10 protein-coding genes and 1 pseudogene are annotated in these 15715 nt (G+C 58.2%); 4 read left to right on the forward strand and 7 right to left on the reverse strand.

Annotated features, from left to right (window positions below; genetic code table 11):
- Positions 1 to 346: 346 nt before the first annotated feature.
- Positions 347 to 3775 (forward strand): SIR2 family protein, encoded by a 3429-nt coding sequence (locus D3879_RS03135; RefSeq protein WP_119952636.1) that lies wholly within the window; start codon positions 347 to 349, stop codon positions 3773 to 3775.
- Positions 3776 to 4489: 714 nt separating this feature from the next.
- On the opposite strand, the gene exaC is transcribed toward D3879_RS03135, so the two are convergent.
- From exaC to D3879_RS03155, 4 genes are all read right to left on the reverse strand, one after another.
- Positions 4490 to 6010, reverse strand: coding sequence for an acetaldehyde dehydrogenase ExaC (gene exaC, locus D3879_RS03140; protein WP_119952637.1), 1521 nt, complete (start codon positions 6008 to 6010; stop codon positions 4490 to 4492).
- Positions 6011 to 6109: 99 nt separating this feature from the next.
- Entirely contained in the window at positions 6110 to 7501 is a 1392-nt protein-coding gene (locus D3879_RS03145; protein ID WP_119952638.1) for an FAD-dependent oxidoreductase, read from the reverse strand.
- Positions 7502 to 7541: 40 nt separating this feature from the next.
- Positions 7542 to 7892, reverse strand: coding sequence for a RidA family protein (locus D3879_RS03150; RefSeq protein ID WP_119952639.1), 351 nt, complete (start codon positions 7890 to 7892; stop codon positions 7542 to 7544).
- A gap of 95 nt (positions 7893 to 7987) precedes the next feature.
- Positions 7988 to 9340, reverse strand: coding sequence for an MFS transporter (locus tag D3879_RS03155; protein ID WP_177412356.1), 1353 nt, complete (start codon positions 9338 to 9340; stop codon positions 7988 to 7990).
- Positions 9341 to 9649: 309 nt separating this feature from the next.
- Here D3879_RS03155 and D3879_RS03160 point away from each other — a divergent pair, with 309 nt between their 5' ends.
- Positions 9650 to 10528, forward strand: coding sequence for a LysR substrate-binding domain-containing protein (locus D3879_RS03160; protein ID WP_119952640.1), 879 nt, complete (start codon positions 9650 to 9652; stop codon positions 10526 to 10528).
- A gap of 6 nt (positions 10529 to 10534) precedes the next feature.
- Here the strand turns inward: D3879_RS03160 and D3879_RS03165 are convergent.
- Positions 10535 to 11397, reverse strand: a pseudogene (locus D3879_RS03165) (LysR substrate-binding domain-containing protein).
- A 133-nt stretch (positions 11398 to 11530) separates the two neighbouring features.
- Here D3879_RS03165 and D3879_RS03170 point away from each other — a divergent pair.
- Both D3879_RS03170 and phnX read left to right on the forward strand, forming a co-directional pair.
- Positions 11531 to 12655: a 2-aminoethylphosphonate--pyruvate transaminase gene (locus D3879_RS03170; RefSeq protein ID WP_119952641.1), complete on the forward strand. Its 1125-nt coding sequence runs from the start codon at positions 11531 to 11533 to the stop codon at positions 12653 to 12655.
- A gap of 60 nt (positions 12656 to 12715) precedes the next feature.
- Positions 12716 to 13543 carry a phosphonoacetaldehyde hydrolase gene (gene phnX / locus D3879_RS03175; protein WP_119952642.1) on the forward strand — a complete coding sequence of 276 codons (828 nt, stop codon included), beginning with the start codon at positions 12716 to 12718 and terminating at the stop codon, positions 13541 to 13543.
- Positions 13544 to 13638: 95 nt separating this feature from the next.
- Here phnX and speB read toward each other — a convergent pair whose 3' ends face one another.
- Together speB and D3879_RS03185 are read right to left on the reverse strand one after the other, a co-directional pair.
- Positions 13639 to 14604: an agmatinase gene (speB, locus tag D3879_RS03180; protein WP_119952643.1), complete on the reverse strand. Its 966-nt coding sequence runs from the start codon at positions 14602 to 14604 to the stop codon at positions 13639 to 13641.
- A gap of 10 nt (positions 14605 to 14614) precedes the next feature.
- A complete protein-coding gene (locus tag D3879_RS03185; RefSeq protein ID WP_119952644.1) occupies positions 14615 to 15694 on the reverse strand; it encodes a polyamine ABC transporter substrate-binding protein in 1080 nt (359 codons plus the stop codon).
- Between the last annotated feature and the right edge of the window lie 21 nt (positions 15695 to 15715).

The following is a 15715-nucleotide window of genomic DNA, read 5'->3' on the forward strand; positions in this document are numbered from 1 at the left end:
CTAACACTTACGAATGACCGAATCCGGCCAAAAGCGCCCATTCATGAGCGACAGCCTCTGCAATATGGTTGTGGCAATTTGCCCTTGAAAGATTGTGAGGCAGCCGCTGGAGCCAACTGTGCTGGTATTCGGTGTGAGTCCTGCTCGCTTTATAATCCTCAACTAATCCAACGCGGTCGAATATTCTTCCTGAAAGGAGCGGCAAAGCTACTGGCAATCGCAAGCGCCTTGTTTTCGATCCCATTGCATTTTACATTAGGCTTCACGTACCTCTAGCGATCAACAAAGGGTGAAGGGTTCAAAATATCCTTATTGATTATCAGCCACCTAAATATTAGTTAATAACATGACAGAAAGCGCGGCTACAAATAGCATCAGACAGTCTATAAGCAAAGGGGAATTAGTAGTTGTTGTGGGGACTGGCTGTAGCATTTCCGTAACCAATAATTATTATAAATCACTTTCTTGGTCTGGGCTTATAAAAAGTGGATTTGATTTTGCCGGAGTTAAAGGAAAAGTCTCCAGCGAACAAATTGGCTTTTGGAGTAATCAGTTGCACTCATCAGATATAGATGATGTCTTAAGTGCGGCTGAATATATTAGCCGAAAACTTAATGCACCGACTGGAGATCTGTACGCACGGTGGCTTAATGAGTCATTTGAGAATATCACGCCAAAAAATAATGATATGATTCGCGCAATCAATCATATTTCAAGCATGGGTATTCCAATTTGCACGCTTAACTATGACTCTCTGCTAGAAAGCGTGACCAACCTTCCAACAATCGTATTGTCCGATACTCGTAAATCCTCCGCATGGATTAGGGGTGAGGAGAAAGGGATATTGCATTTGCATGGTCATTGGCAGCAACCTGAAACATGCATCCTAGGAATAAGAGACTATGAAAAAACATTGGACAGTGAGACTCGCGATTTATTTCAGAGATATTTAGGGGCGTTCAAGCGCCTGTTATTTATTGGTTGTGGTGATACCTTTTCGGATCCGAATTTTTCTGCGCTAATCATGTGGTTGAGGTCAAATATGGGCGCTTCAACTCCCCAGCATTACGCGCTGGTTGACGAGAAGCAACTTCCTGAGCGTCATGCCGACTTAACCTGGCAAGGATTTGTCGACCCCCTTGGTTATGGTTCTTCGCATTCGGATTTGCCAAATTTCTTATGTGACATGTTCAGTCAGGTCACATCCCCCAAAAATGCAAGAACACCAACTATAAAAAAGGCCTCCCGCAGCGATAAAAACGCAAAACTTTTGAATAGTTATAAAGAGTTTTTAGTAAGAGATTGCGGCCAGATGACTATCGAAGGCGTTCGAGCAGATATGGACACTGCGCAACGTCGCTTTGATCTAGAACGCCTATTCGTACCGCTGGATCTACTGCCATGCCCTCCAGATATATCACTGGATGATCCAGAACGGCAAAAAAAACTAACTATTTGGAAGCGAAAAAATAAAGATGCTCAATCATTTGGTAAGATCTTTTCAAAAACTAAAGGCTTGGCTCTTTTGGCACTCCCGGGAGGAGGGAAAAGTCTTTTATTAAAAAGATTGGCAGTTGCATATGCTAGTCCAGATCGAAGACTGAAGAGCGATGATCATTTACCGAATATCGAGATAACCCCAGTATTGATTAGATGTCGAGAGTGGAGAGAGCATATAACACTGCCAATCGCGACTCTTCTGAAAAGCCTTCCAGACATAACTGGCCAGCCTGGATTAGAAGGCCTTAGTGGTGCATTGACACCGCTTTTTAGGCAGGGAAAGGTATTGCTTCTCGTTGATGGGCTCGATGAAATACATGACGATGCTGATAGAACAATTTTCGTGGAAAACTTGAGGGGGTTTCTGGATCAATTTCCAAAAACGAAGCTTGTCGTAACTAGCAGAGAGGCTGGCTTCAATCTTGTTGCCCCATACTTGGCGACATATTGTGAACAGTGGAGAGTAGCTTCATTAAGCTCAGATGCCATACGCTTGCTTTGTGGTCACTGGCACAAACTTATGGTTGGGAATGCGCCAGAGGCTATTCAAGAGGCGGAGTCACTTGGTACCGTCCTTACCTCTAATGTCGCGCTAAGAAGACTTGCCGAAAATCCATTACTTTTAACAATGCTACTCGTTGTTAAACACGGTGCAGGCCGATTACCCCCGGACAGAGTGAGTCTCTACGGGAGAGCCGTTGAGGTGCTTCTGGATACCTGGAATATTAAGGGACATGATGCGCTTAATATGAAAGAAGCTATACCTCAATTGTCTTACATAGCCTACGAATTGATGCAGGCGGGGCAGCAAACGGCTACAGAGCGAGAACTGCTGGAGCTTCTTGAGAAGGCTCGAGAAAATGTCCCTCAGATTAAACGTTACGCCAAAGATACACCTTATGAGTTCTTGAAGCGCGTTGAGCTAAGGTCAAGTCTTCTACTAGAGGCCGGCCATCAAGTGGAGAACGGCAGGGCTGTCCCCTTCTATCAGTTTCGGCATTTAACATTCCAAGAGTACCTGGCAGCCCTAGCGGTTGTTGAAGGTAACTATGTTGGTTATGACGCCAAGACCCCGATATTGAAACCTTTAAATGACAAGCTTGCTTCTGATGAGTGGAAAGAAGTAATACCAATGACCGCCGTTCTGGCGGGAAAGCAAGGTGAGTCAGTCGTACAAGCATTGGTTAAAAAAGGGATCTTGCTTAAGAGGAAGATGGATGAAGGGAAAGGTTTTGCAGGGAAGCAGGAGTGGATTTCTCACCCGAACGTATTGCCTAGTGTTATCGCAAGATTGGTTCAAAGTCTCATAGAAGAAGCGCAGGCTGAGCCAAGGACGCTTGCTGAAGCACTTAAGCTTATAGCGTATTTTGCAAGAGGATGTCAGTCTAGCATGGATTGGAAAACCTTGTGTCGAGGGCCTTATGCAGGTGAACTTATCAACCAAGCATGGAAGCTATATGAGCCGATGGATTTCCCAGCAGAGGCATGGGTTCGAAATAGCTACGCAAGTTTCGCCGCACACAGAAAGCCTACAACCTATTGGCTCAGCGAAGAAGGACAGGATGAACTACATGAACTTTTAAGTAGCTCTTCCGATGAAAAGATTTGTTTGGGGCTCATGACTTGCGTGGGTATTCTATGGAATGGTAAATCCACTCGTGGAACGTTCACTGTAGTCGGGACCAAGCTCAGTCAAAGCACAGAATCTTTCTTGTTTTCCGATAACCCTGCAATCGCACACGTTGCTCTATGGGTGTGGAGCCTTGATCGCCACAGTAACGGTTCAGCAGAAATTCCGCCCGTAAAAATATTAAACCTTTTGCTGGAAGGTTTTATGCGAGGGGATTTTGAGGAGAGTGACTTGTCTGCTTTTGCCTTAGATACCTGCTTTGGTCTCTCTAGGGACTATTGGAAGCCCAAGTTAACTTTCGCCTATATTGAAAAACTGAGAACCGCTCCAAAAATTCAAGCTGATGAGCGCGTTAATAAAAATTTAAGTGCAGTATTGGTTATTGCCTTTCATGCTCTTTCGGTGCTGAGTGATGCAGAAATAGTTGTTCAAATTTCCGCACTTCGTGAGCACTACAAACGAATTAGTATCGGCAGAAATATAAGTGAATTTGATCGGACTCTTGCTCAAATTCAGCCATATGGTGTCGATTATTTGGCGTCAGTCGTTGATGATGATGATGTCGAGGTAGAAGATGAGTTGTATATAGATGATATTGAGAATGCTGAAGGTATTGTGGAGCTGACCGCGAAGGAAATGGAATAAGAGGATTTAAGTTTCCAATTTTGGTGATAGCTGGTTAATTCCGCTAGGAGTGAAGCTGTTTGGTGAATAATGTTCCAGCCTATTTTTCTGGGGTGGAACATTTTCAAAATTTGCGTTGTGCAAATGTATCATTGCTCACTGGCAGCTGCTGGCCGATGGATACCTTTCGCCAACGGCAGCTATGGGTCCAGGCTGTGTGAAAACGTATTGAGTGCCAAGCGCTGATCAATAAATGATCAAATTTGGTGCTCTTCCGCGGATTCTATGCAGGCTAGCTCGGATAACTTCTGCAGATTTCGCGTAGCAACGCGAACCTCAGAATCGATCGGGAGTTTTCACACAGCCTGGGTCGAGAGCTGTCAATCACGGCATGAGACAGCTAAATCCTGACCGTTTCGCGGTACAGAAAACAGTACACCAGCGGTACAGTGCCCAGCTTCTACACGTTTCGCCAAATTACGCTCAACCCCAGTAACCACGCTACTTTCAGCTTGCTGTACCTACGCTAACCTAAGTTCGATTTCACTAGGCTTACCGCGTTTCCAGGCAACTCATAATCCCTTGGTCATAGGTTCGAGTCCTACTGGGCCCACCATATAAACCAAAAAGGCTCACGCCGTGATGGCGTGAGCCTTTTTTTGTGCGGCGTTTGTTGATCCACGGTCGGCCGGCTTAACCAAGCCGGAGCATCGACGATGCTCCGGCGCATTGCGCTTAGAAGAACCCCAGCGGGTTGATGTCGTAGCTGACCAGCAGGTTCTTGGTCTGCTGGTAGTGTTCCAGCGCCACTTTGTGGGTTTCGCGGCCGACCCCGGATTTCTTGTAACCGCCGAACGCGGCGTGCGCCGGGTACAGGTGGTAGCAGTTGGTCCACACCCGCCCGGCCTTGATCGCCCGGCCCATGCGGTAGGCGCGGTTGATGTCGCGGGTCCAGAGGCCGGCGCCGAGGCCGAACTCGGTGTCGTTGGCGATCGCCAGGGCTTCGGCTTCGTCCTTGAAGGTGGTTACGCCGACCACCGGGCCGAAGATCTCTTCCTGGAACACGCGCATCTTGTTGTGGCCCTTGAGCAGGGTCGGCTGGATGTAATAACCGCCACCCAGGCTGCCGGCAAGCTGTTCCACGCCGCCGCCGGTGAGCAGTTCGGCGCCTTCCTGCTTGGCGATCTCCAGGTAGGCGAGGATCTTGTCGAACTGCTGCTCGGAGGCCTGGGCGCCGACCATGGTCTCGGTGTCCAGCGGGTCGCCGCGCTTGATCTGCGCGACCTTCTTCATCACCTCGGCCATGAACGCCGGGTAGATCGACTCCTGCACCAGCGCCCGCGACGGGCAGGTGCAGACCTCGCCCTGGTTGAAGAACGCCAGCACCAGGCCTTCGGCGGCTTTTTCGATAAAGCTCGGCTCGGCCTGCATGATGTCTTCGAAGAAGATGTTCGGCGACTTGCCACCCAGCTCGACTGTGCTCGGAATGATGTTCTCCGCCGCGCACTTGAGGATGTGCGCGCCGACCGGGGTCGAGCCGGTGAAGGCGATCTTGGCGATGCGGGTGCTGGTCGCCAGCGCTTCGCCGGCTTCCTTGCCGAAGCCTTGCACCACGTTGAGCACGCCGGCCGGCAGCAGGTCGCCGATCAGCTCCAGCAGCACGCTGATGCCCAGCGGCGTCTGTTCGGCCGGCTTGAGCACCACGCAGTTACCGGCGGCCAGGGCCGGGGCCAGCTTCCAGGCGGCCATCAGCAGCGGGAAGTTCCACGGGATGATCTGCCCGACCACGCCCAGCGGTTCATGGATGTGGTAGGCCACGGTGTTGCCGTCGATCTCGGCGGCGCCGCCTTCCTGGGCGCGCAGGCAACCGGCGAAGTAGCGGAAGTGGTCGGCGGCCAGCGGAATGTCGGCATTCAGGGTCTCGCGCACGGCCTTGCCATTGTCCCAGGTCTCGGTGACGGCGAGCACTTCGAGGTTGGCTTCGATGCGGTCGGCGATCTTCAGCAGGATGCCCGCGCGCTCCTGCACCGAGGTCTTGCCCCAGGCCGCGGCGGCGGCATGCGCGGCGTCCAGCGCGCGCTCGATGTCGGCGGCGCTCGAACGCGGGAACTCGGCGATCGGCTGGCCGTTGACCGGCGAGAGGTTGGTGAAGTACTGGCCGTTGACCGGCGGCACGAACTCGCCACCGATGTAGTTGCCGTAACGGGCCTTGAAGGCAACGATGGCGCCGTCGGTACCGGGGTGTGCGTAACGCATGGTGGTATCTCCTGTCTTTTGTACTTATTAGAGGGTGCAGTTCTGGCCGGGTTTTGTAGTGGGGTCGCAGCTCCCGGCCCGCTGCTCAACCCGTAGGTTTTAACCTTTGTCTGCCTTGCCGGCCGCCGCGGCGAACTTCGCCAGGCCGACATCCAGGCGCCGTGGCCGACGACCGTGATCTTCGGCCTGTTCTTTACGGCGGATCGCGTTGCGCACCATCAGCGAACCGAGGTAGCGGATCGGCTCCGGCGGGAAGTAGCCGAGCGGGCCATTGAGCAACGGCGAACGAGTCCACTCGTTATCCAAACCGAGGACCATCGAGGACAGAATCTGCCCGCCCATATGGCAGGGGCCGACGCCACTTCCAGAGTAGCCAAAGCCATAGAAGACGTTGCCGCTCTGGCTCATCTGGCCGAAGAATGGCAAGCCGGTGACCGAGCGATCCGAAGGGCCGTTCCAGGTCGACTCGATAGCGACCCCTTCGAAGTCCGGAAAGAACTCGCCCAGGCTGCTGCGCAGCAGGCTCTCGTAGGGCGATGGCTGATCGAACACCGGCAGCATGCGGCCGCCATAGGCGAAGGTATTGCCACCCTTGCCGAGCATGATTCGGCCATCCGGGGTGTTGTGGTAGTAGTGCACGAAGATCCGCGAGTCGAGCACGGTCACCCCGCTGGTCAGGCCGATCTTCTTCAGCAGGTCCGGGCGAGGCTCGGTGATGATCATGTCGCTGGAGACGATCGCCACGGTGCGTTCGAACTGCGGGAAGGCGCGGGCCATCCAGGCATTGATCGCGAGCACCACGCGGTCGGCTTTGACCCGGCCGTGGGGGGTATTGACGGTGGCCGGTTTGCCTTCTTCGAGGCCGCTCATCGGCGTGCATTCATACAGGCGCACGCCCAACTCCAGGGCGACCCGGCGCAAGCCACGCACCAGTTTGCCCGGCTGCACGCTGGCAGCGGCCGGCGAGAACCAGCCTTCGAGGTGTTTGCTCGAACCAGCCATGCGCTGCACATCGGCCAGCGGGCGTTTGGTGAACGAGTTGATACCGTTGCGCTCCAGCGCCGCAATCACCCCGTCGGTGGCGCCGACTTGCGCGCGATTGGTCGCGGTGTAGAGCGTACCGTCGAGGCGGTAGTCGGCATCCACCGCGTATTTGCGGCAGAAATCGCCAATCGCATAAATACTCTGTTCCGAGGCTTTGACCAGACGTACGGCCTCCTCCACCCCGAACAGCCGTTCAAGGGTGAAGTACTTGGCCGACCAGGACAGTGCGCAGCCGCCGTTGCGCCCGCTGGCACCGGCACCGCAGATATCCGCCTCGATAATCACTACATCGAGTTCCGGGTTCTGCTCCTTGAGCATGATCGCCGTCCACAGCCCGGTGTAGCCGCCACCGACGATGCAGACATCGGCACGGGTGTCCTGCTGCAGCGTCGGGCAGGGCTCGGACGTATCGTGTTTGAGCGCTTGGTCGAGCCAGTAAGGTCGCATGGGAAAATCTCCAGTGTGTTGTTGCAGGTGTCGGCGGACTTCAGGAGCGCGCCGCCACCACGATCATTTCCAGCCGCCAGTCCGGGTTGATCAGCTCGGCCAGGGTGCAGGCGCGGGTCGGCGCCTGACCTTCGGGGAAGAACTCATCCCAGACCCGGTTGAGCCCTTCGTAGTCTTCCCGGTGCGCCAGCAGGATGCGCACCGAGAGCACCCGGCTGCGGTCACTGCCGACGCTGTGCAGCAGGCGCTCGATGTTGGCCAGGACTTCGCTCGTCTGGGCTTCGATACCGCCGCTGGTGTCCTCGGCGACTTGGCCACCGATGTAGACGGTGTTGTCGTGCAGGACCATATCCGCGCGGCGTTTCACCACCTCGAAACGTTCGATATCCATGGCGTTCTCCTATCTGCAGGCAAAGCGCTGGTAAAGGACGCAAGCGAACTCGCATCACCGGGAAGACAACAAAAGGGTTTAGGTGAACAAAGGGTTCAGGTGCGTAGCGGTTTAATCAGCACCTGCGTGTTCGGCACTGCTGTCTGGCCCTCACTCAGGGCAGCCGGCCGGCTGTTCCAGTGCGGGAGCAGGATCAAGGAGGAGAGCAAGGCGCAGCCGGTAAACACCTGGAACACGGTGTAGGTGTCGAAATAGCCAGGCAGCAAACCACCGAGAATGGCGCCGACCGAGCCGCAGCCGTTGACGAAGCCCGCGGCGGTACCGGCCGCTTTGCTGGTGCCGAAGTCGATCGCCGCGGCGCCGCTAATCATCGAGTCCGGCCCGTAGAGGGTCAGGCCCATCATGAACAGCAGGCCGAGCACGATCAGCGTGTTGCCGGTATTCAGCGCCGGCATGAACAGGAACAACGACGCCGTCAGGGCCAGCAGGCTGATGACACAGGCGGGCATGCGTCGCGCACCGAATAGCTTGTCCGAGGCCAGACCGATCATGATCGGGCCGAGTAAGCCGGCCAGTTCGAAGGCCGTCGGGATGATCGCCGCACCGACCTTGCCCAACGCAGGCATGCGCTCATAAACGATCACCGGCCCCCAAAGTAGAATGGCGTAACGCGCGGGCTTGATCAGGAAGTAAGCCAGGCCGAGGGTCATCACCGTACGGTTGCGCAGAATAGCCAGTAATGGCGCGAGCACACTCAGCTTGCAGCCATCGGCGCCGGCGCTGGCCGTGGCCTCCGACTCCGGTTCGACCGCGGGCAGGCCGACGTCCTCCGGCTTATTGCGTTGAAAGATGAAGAACAGCAGCGCCACCAACCCGACCGCCGCGGCACTGGAGATAAACGCCGCCTGCCAGTTGTGAAACACGGAATAGGCCCACCAGCCGGCGAACGGCGAGGCGACCAGGCCACCGAAGGCATAGCAGGAGCTCCACAGCCCCAACACGCGACCGCGCTGTTCGTTGGGAAAGAAACTGCCGATGTTCTTGCACAGGCCCGACCAGCCGGTGGATTGCGCCAGGCCTTGAACCACCATGCAGGTGGCGAAAATCGGTAGCGTGGCGAAGGTACCCATCGCCAGCGCCGCCAAGGCGGAGATGATCAAGCCGCCGAGAACGACCACCCGTGGGCCGAAGCGGTCGGCGAGCATGCCCCAGGTGAACTGGCCGACCGCGTAGGCCGCCAGGTACAGGCCATCGAGGTTGGCCATGGCCATCTTGTCGAGATGGAAAGTCGGGTCTTCGGTGATGCCAAGCTTGGCCACCGAGAAAGCTTTGCGGGTGAAATAGAAGCCGGCATAGGCCAGCCAGGTGATGGCGAAAATCTGCATGCGCCAACGTTTAATCGTATCCCAGGGCTGCATCTGGGCAGCCGCGCCAGTGTGCTTGTTCATTGTATTTCTGACCTCAGATTTTGAGTGTGCCGGCAGATTCGAGGAACCGCCTGGTTTTTGTTTTGGAAGCACTTCGGTGCCGGCCTGAGGGGCTAGCACTGGTCAGATGGGTAGCAGGTGGGTCACCTCCGCTAGGTTATCGAGAGTCGTCTGGCCTGCACGCTGCCGTTGGGCCGAAAGATCACCCAAACGCATGGCCAGATGTTCAACCGCTGGTGAAGCTGGAGGCGATAAAAGCAATTCCTGATAGATAACTGAAATCGATTTATCGTATTTTAAAAATAAGTTCAGCTTGTAAGAGGCAAGGTCATGTCGGTTTCCCACGCTCAGTTGAAGGCCTTCCACGCGGTGGCGGTACACGGCAGCTTTACCCGAGCCGCCGAACGGTTGTTTTTGACCCAGCCGGCCATCTCCGATCAGGTGCGCAAGCTCGAGGAACGCTTCGGCGTGTTGTTGTTTCATCGCAACAAACGCTCGGTGCGCCTGACCGATCTGGGCGAACGCCTGCTCGGCGTAACCCAGCGCTTATTCGTCATCGAGGCGGAAGCTCAGGAGCTGTTGATGGATTCCCGGGCCCTGCAGACCGGCAGCCTGATCTTGGCGGTGGATGCACCGGTGCATGTGCTGCCGCAGATCGCGCGTTTCTGTGAGCGCTACCCGGGGATCACGGTGAAAATCGAGACCGGCAATACCGATGAATCGCTGCATCGGTTGTTCAACTACCAAGCGGATCTGGCCCTGCTCGGCCGCGCGGTCTCGGACGAACGGTTGCTCTCGCTGATGCTGCGCAATGACCCGATGGTCGCCTTCGTCGCCCACAGCCACCCGTGGGCAAAGCGCGAATCGATTTGCCTGGCCGATCTGGATGACACGCCCCTGGTGCTGCGCGAACAGGGTTCGGTGACCCGGCAGACCCTGGAGGAAGAGATGAGTCAGGCCGGCTTGCGCATTCGCCCGGCGATCGAAGTCGAGGGGCGCGAAGCGGCGCGGGAGGCGGTGGTCGTCGGGATTGGCGTCGGCGTGGTGTCGGCCGCGGAGTTCGGTGCAGACTCGCGGGTCTGCGCCCTACCGATCGTCGACTGCCAGCGGCGCTTGACCGAGACCCTGGTGTGCCTGCGCGAACAGAGCTCACGGCGCATCGTCGCGACCTTCCTCGATATGGTCCGCGCGACCATGCCCGTGGGCTAACCCGGACTAATCTACGACGCGGCTCAGGTTGAAAAAGGCCTTGATGATGCGCAGTTCGCGCCGGCGCTCCATGCAGCCGATCATGTGTTGGTTGACCAGCCCCGGACCTTCGATCGGCAACGCCCGTACCCGCGGGTCATGGCTGACCTCAACCGAGGAGACGATGCCGATGCCCAGCTCGGCGGCGACCGCTTCGGTGACCGCCTCGCGACTGTCCAGCTCCAGCAGCACACGCGGGCTGACCTTGGCGCTGGCACAGGCCTGAAGGTCCGGCGGGTGATCGAGGTCGGCTCGCGGAGCACCATGATCATCTGATCCAGCTCGGCGAGCGAGAGGCCTGCCGAGCGCTCCAGCCACGGCTGCTTGGCCGGCACCAGGGCACAGATCCGCGACTCACTCAGGCGCTGCAGATGCAGGCCCTTGCGCTCCTCCACCTCGGTCAGCACGGCCACATCGGCATGCTCGGAGAGCAACGCGGCCAAGGTTTCCTGGGCATTGCCCAAGCGCAGATTGACGGTAATCCCCGGGTATTGCGCGCGCAGCCGAGCCAACAGCGGCATCACCAGATGCGGGCCATCGGCGGCGACTTCAAGCCGCCCGGAGAGCAATTGCCGGTTGGCGTCGAGCAGCGCCTCCGCCTCCTCCGCCAGGCCGAACATGGCCCGGGTGATCGCCGCCAGTTTGATCCCCTCCTCCGTCAACTCGACTCGCCGTGCCGTTCGTCGCAACAGGGTGATCTGATAATGCTCTTCAAGCGCCTTGATATGCCCGGTCACTGCCGGCTGGCTGATGAACAGGCGCGTGGCAGCATGGGTGAAGCTGCCTTCACGGGCGACGGCGTCGAATGCGCGGAGCTGAAATAGGTTCATATCTATCGGCCTTACTTATTGCAGGCATCACAACAAACAATTTGATTGATGACAAGCCGAACCTCAATTTATGTCCGTCGCATCGTCCACCAGCCTGATGGCTCTTGAGCCTGTACATCCTGAGGAACCCAGCATGAACAGCATTACCACCGTGCAGCCTGATCCGATTTTGCTGACCCCCGGCCCCCTGACCACCTCATTGCGGACCCGCCAAGCGATGATGGTCGACTGGGGCTCCTGGGATGACAAGTTCAATGAGCTGACCGCCAGCCTCTGCTACCAACTGCTGGACATCGTCAATGGCACCAACAGCCACCGCTGCGTGCCGTTGCAAGGCAGCGGTACCTTCGCCGTCGAAGCGGCGATCGGCACCCTGGTGCCGCGCAACGGCAAAGTGCTGGTGTTGATCAATGGTGCCTACGGCAAACGCCTGGCGAAAATCTGCGAAGTGCTCGGGCGCAGTTACAGTACCTTCGAAACCGCTGAAGACGAGCCGACCACGGCAGCGGATGTCGATCGCCTGCTGGCGGCAGACCCGGCGATCACCCACGTGGCGCTGATCCACTGCGAGACCAGCACCGGCATTCTCAACCCCCTGGAAGAGATCGCCAAGGTCATCGCCGGGCATGGCAAACGCCTGATCATCGACGCCATGAGCTCCTTCGGCGCGCTGCCGATCGATGCTCAAACCGTGCCCTTCGATGCGCTGATCGCCGCCTCCGGCAAATGCCTGGAAGGCGTGCCGGGCATGGGTTTCGTCTTCGCTCGCAACGAGTCGTTGGCCGCGGCGGCCGGCAACTCCCATTCGCTGGCAATGGACCTGCATGACCAATACACCTACATGGCCAAGACCGGCCAGTGGCGCTTCACCCCGCCGACTCACGTGGTCGCGGCGCTGCACGAAGCCTTGCTGCAATACAACCTCGAGGGCGGGCTGCCGGCGCGCCTGAAGCGCTACGCGAAGAACTGCCAGACCCTGCTCGATGAGATGGCCAAGCTCGGCTTGCGCAGCTTCCTGCCGGAGTCGATCCAGGCGCCAATCATCGTCACCTTCCATGCGCCGCGTGACCCGCGCTACCAGTTCCGCGGGTTCTACGAACGCGTGAAAGCCAAGGGCTTCATCCTCTACCCCGGCAAATTGACCCAGGTCGAGACCTTCCGGGTCGGCTGTATCGGTCACGTCAACGACAGCGGTATGCGTGCCGCGGTCGCCGCGATTGCCGAAGTGCTGGAAGAAATGGAAGTCGTGGAAATCTGATTTTTTGCTGTACGTGAACCTGCGGCCTCATTGGCCAAAACTGCCTACAGGACTGATGAAATGAACTACAAGAACCCTGAAAAACTACAAGCCGTGGTCCTCGACTGGGCCGGTACCGTTGTCGACTTCGGCTCCTTCGCGCCGACCCAGATCTTCGTCGAAGCCTTCGGCGAGTTCGATGTACAAGTCTCGATCGACGAAGCGCGCGGGCCGATGGGCATGGGCAAGTGGGATCACATCCGCACCCTCTGCGATCAGCCGCAGATCACCGAGCGCTATCGCAAGGTGTTCGGCCGGGCGCCGACAGACGACGATGTCACCGCCATCTACGAACGCTTCATGCCGCTGCAGATCGAGAAAATCGCCAAGCACTCGGCCTTGATTCCAGGCGCGCTGGAGACCATCGCGGCGCTGCGCGAACAGGGCATCAAGATCGGTTCGTGCTCGGGCTATCCGGCCCAGGTGATGGAAAAGGTCGTGCAACTGGCCGCCACCAACGGCTATGTCGCCGATCATGTGGTCGCCACCGACGAAGTGCCGAATGGCCGCCCATGGCCGGCCCAGGCCCTGGCTAACGTGATCGCCCTCGGCATCGACGATGTGGCCGCCTGCGTGAAGGTCGATGACACCGTACCGGGCATCCTCGAAGGCCGCCGCGCCGGCATGTGGACCGTCGCACTGGTCTGCTCGGGCAACGCCCTCGGCCTAACCTACGAGGAGTATCGCGCCCTGCCGAAAGAGCGCCTGGAGCAGGAGCGCAAGCGCATCCACCAGCTGTTCGAAGGTTCGCGTCCGCACTACCTGGTCGACACCATCACCGACCTGCCGGCCGTGATCGCCGATATCAATGCGCGCCTGGCCAAAGGTGAAGTACCACAGGCCAGCTAAGCGCTGTTTTGACTCGCTTGCGACAAAACCCCAGGTGATGAGCCATCACCTGGGGTTTCTTTTTTACCGATTCGGCTTGCGGCTTGCGCCCCGGATCAGCCATCGGCCTTATGCCGCGCGGCATACAGGCAAACCATCTCCATGGCGATGGTCGCACCGGCCAGCGCGGTCACTTCGGCGTTGTCGTAAGGCGGCGAGACTTCCACCACATCCATCCCAACCAGGTTGATGCCGCGCAACGCACGCAGAATCTCCAGCGCCTGATGCGTACTCAAACCACCGCAGACCGGCGTGCCGGTGCCGGGCGCGAAGGCCGGGTCAAGGCAGTCGATGTCGAAGGTCAGGTACACCGGGTTATCACCGACCCGCGCGCGAATCAGCTCGGCGATGGCCTCCGGCGTGTTGCGATGCACCTGCCGGGCGTCGAGCACCTGGAAGCCCATCACGTCATCATTGGTGGTGCGCAGGCCGATCTGCACCGAGCGCGCCGGATCCACCAGGCCCTGGCGAGCGGCGTGGTAGAACATGGTGCCGTGACTGATCCCCTGCACGCTGTCGTCGGCATCCGGCCAGGTATCGCTGTGCGCATCGAAGTGCACCAGGGACAGGGCGCCGTGTTTCTTCGCATGGGCCTTCAACAGCGGATAGCTGATGAAGTGGTCACCGCCCAGGGTCAGCATGCCGCAACCGGCGTCGAGGATGTGCTCGGCATGCGCCTCGATGGCCGCCGGCGTCCGCTGCGGCTGCGCGTGGTCGAAGTTGCAATCGCCGTAATCGATCACCGCCAGATGGTCGAAGGGATCGAACTCCCAGGGATAGTGGCGCTCCCAGGCACTGGTCACCGAGGCGGCGCGGATCGCCCGTGGCCCGAAACGGGTTCCTGGGCGATTGGTGGTAGCGGTGTCAAACGGCACGCCGCTGACCACCAGATCGACGCCGCGCAGGTCCCGCGTGTAGCGCCGGCGCATGAAGCTGGTGACGCCGGCGTAGGTCGGTTCGGAAAAGGTGCCGTACAAGCTGTCGCGCGTGATGGCTAGATCGTTACCCTGAAACTCTTCCACGATGAACTCCTCAATACTGGCTGCGGAAACTGGTCCAGATGCGCGTGCGGTCGCGCTGCGTGCGCAGCGACAGCAACTGCTCGCTGAACAACCGTGCGCGCACTTCCTGCGGCGGATAGATGTCGGGATCGCCACTCACGGCCGGGTCGACCAGCGGGGTGGCGGCGCTGTTGGCGTTGGCGAAGAACACGCTGTTGGTCAGCTCGGCGATGGCCTCCGGGCGCAGCATATAGTCGATGAAGGCGAGCGCGGCCTGCGGGTGCGGTGCGTCCACCGGGATCGCCATGGTGTCGAACCAGATCAGCGTGCCTTCACGCGGGATGCGATAGAGCACCTCGAACGGCTGCTTCGCCTCGCTAGCGCGGGCGGCGGCCATGGCGGCGTCACCGTTATAGGTCAGCGCCAGGCAGATTTCGCCCTTGGCCAGGTCATCGATATGCCGGCCGGTACCGACATAGCGCAGGTTCGGCTGCAGCTCGGTGAGCAGTTGTTGCACCTGTTTCAGCTCGGCCGCGTCGGTACTGTAAGGGTCGTGGCCAAGGTAATTGAGGGCGATGCTGATCACTTCCTGCGGCGAATCCAGCACGGCGATGCCGCAGTCCTTGAGCTTGCTTGCATATTCCGGTTTGAACAGCAGATCGAGGCTGTTCAGCGGCGCGTCGGGAATGCGCTTCGTCACCGCCTCTTTATTGAGGCCCAGACCGACCGTGCCCCAGGTATAGGGCACGCCGTAGCGGTTGCCCGGATCGGCGCTGGCCAGCTTGGCCAGCAGCTCAGGGTCGAGGTTAGCGTAATGCTTCAGTTGCGCCTGTTCGACCGGTTGCACGGCCTTGGCCTTGATCGCCCGCGCCAGCCCGCTGGAGGCCGGGAACACCACGTCGTAGCCGCTGCCGCCGGTGAGCAGTTTGCTGTCTAACGCCTCGGCGCTGTCGAAGATGTCGTATTTGACACTGATGCCGGTCTCCTCCTTAAAGCTCTTGAGCGCCTGCTCCGGGATATAGGCGGACCAACTGTAGAGGTTCAGGGCCTTGTCTTCCGCGTGCACGGGCAGCACGCAGCAGAGCAGTAAGGGCCAGAGGGCCATGCGCATGATAGAAATCCTCATCGGGTG

The sequence above is a fragment of the Pseudomonas cavernicola genome, from assembly GCF_003596405.1.
In the GTDB taxonomy this organism is placed as follows: domain Bacteria; phylum Pseudomonadota; class Gammaproteobacteria; order Pseudomonadales; family Pseudomonadaceae; genus Aquipseudomonas; species Aquipseudomonas cavernicola.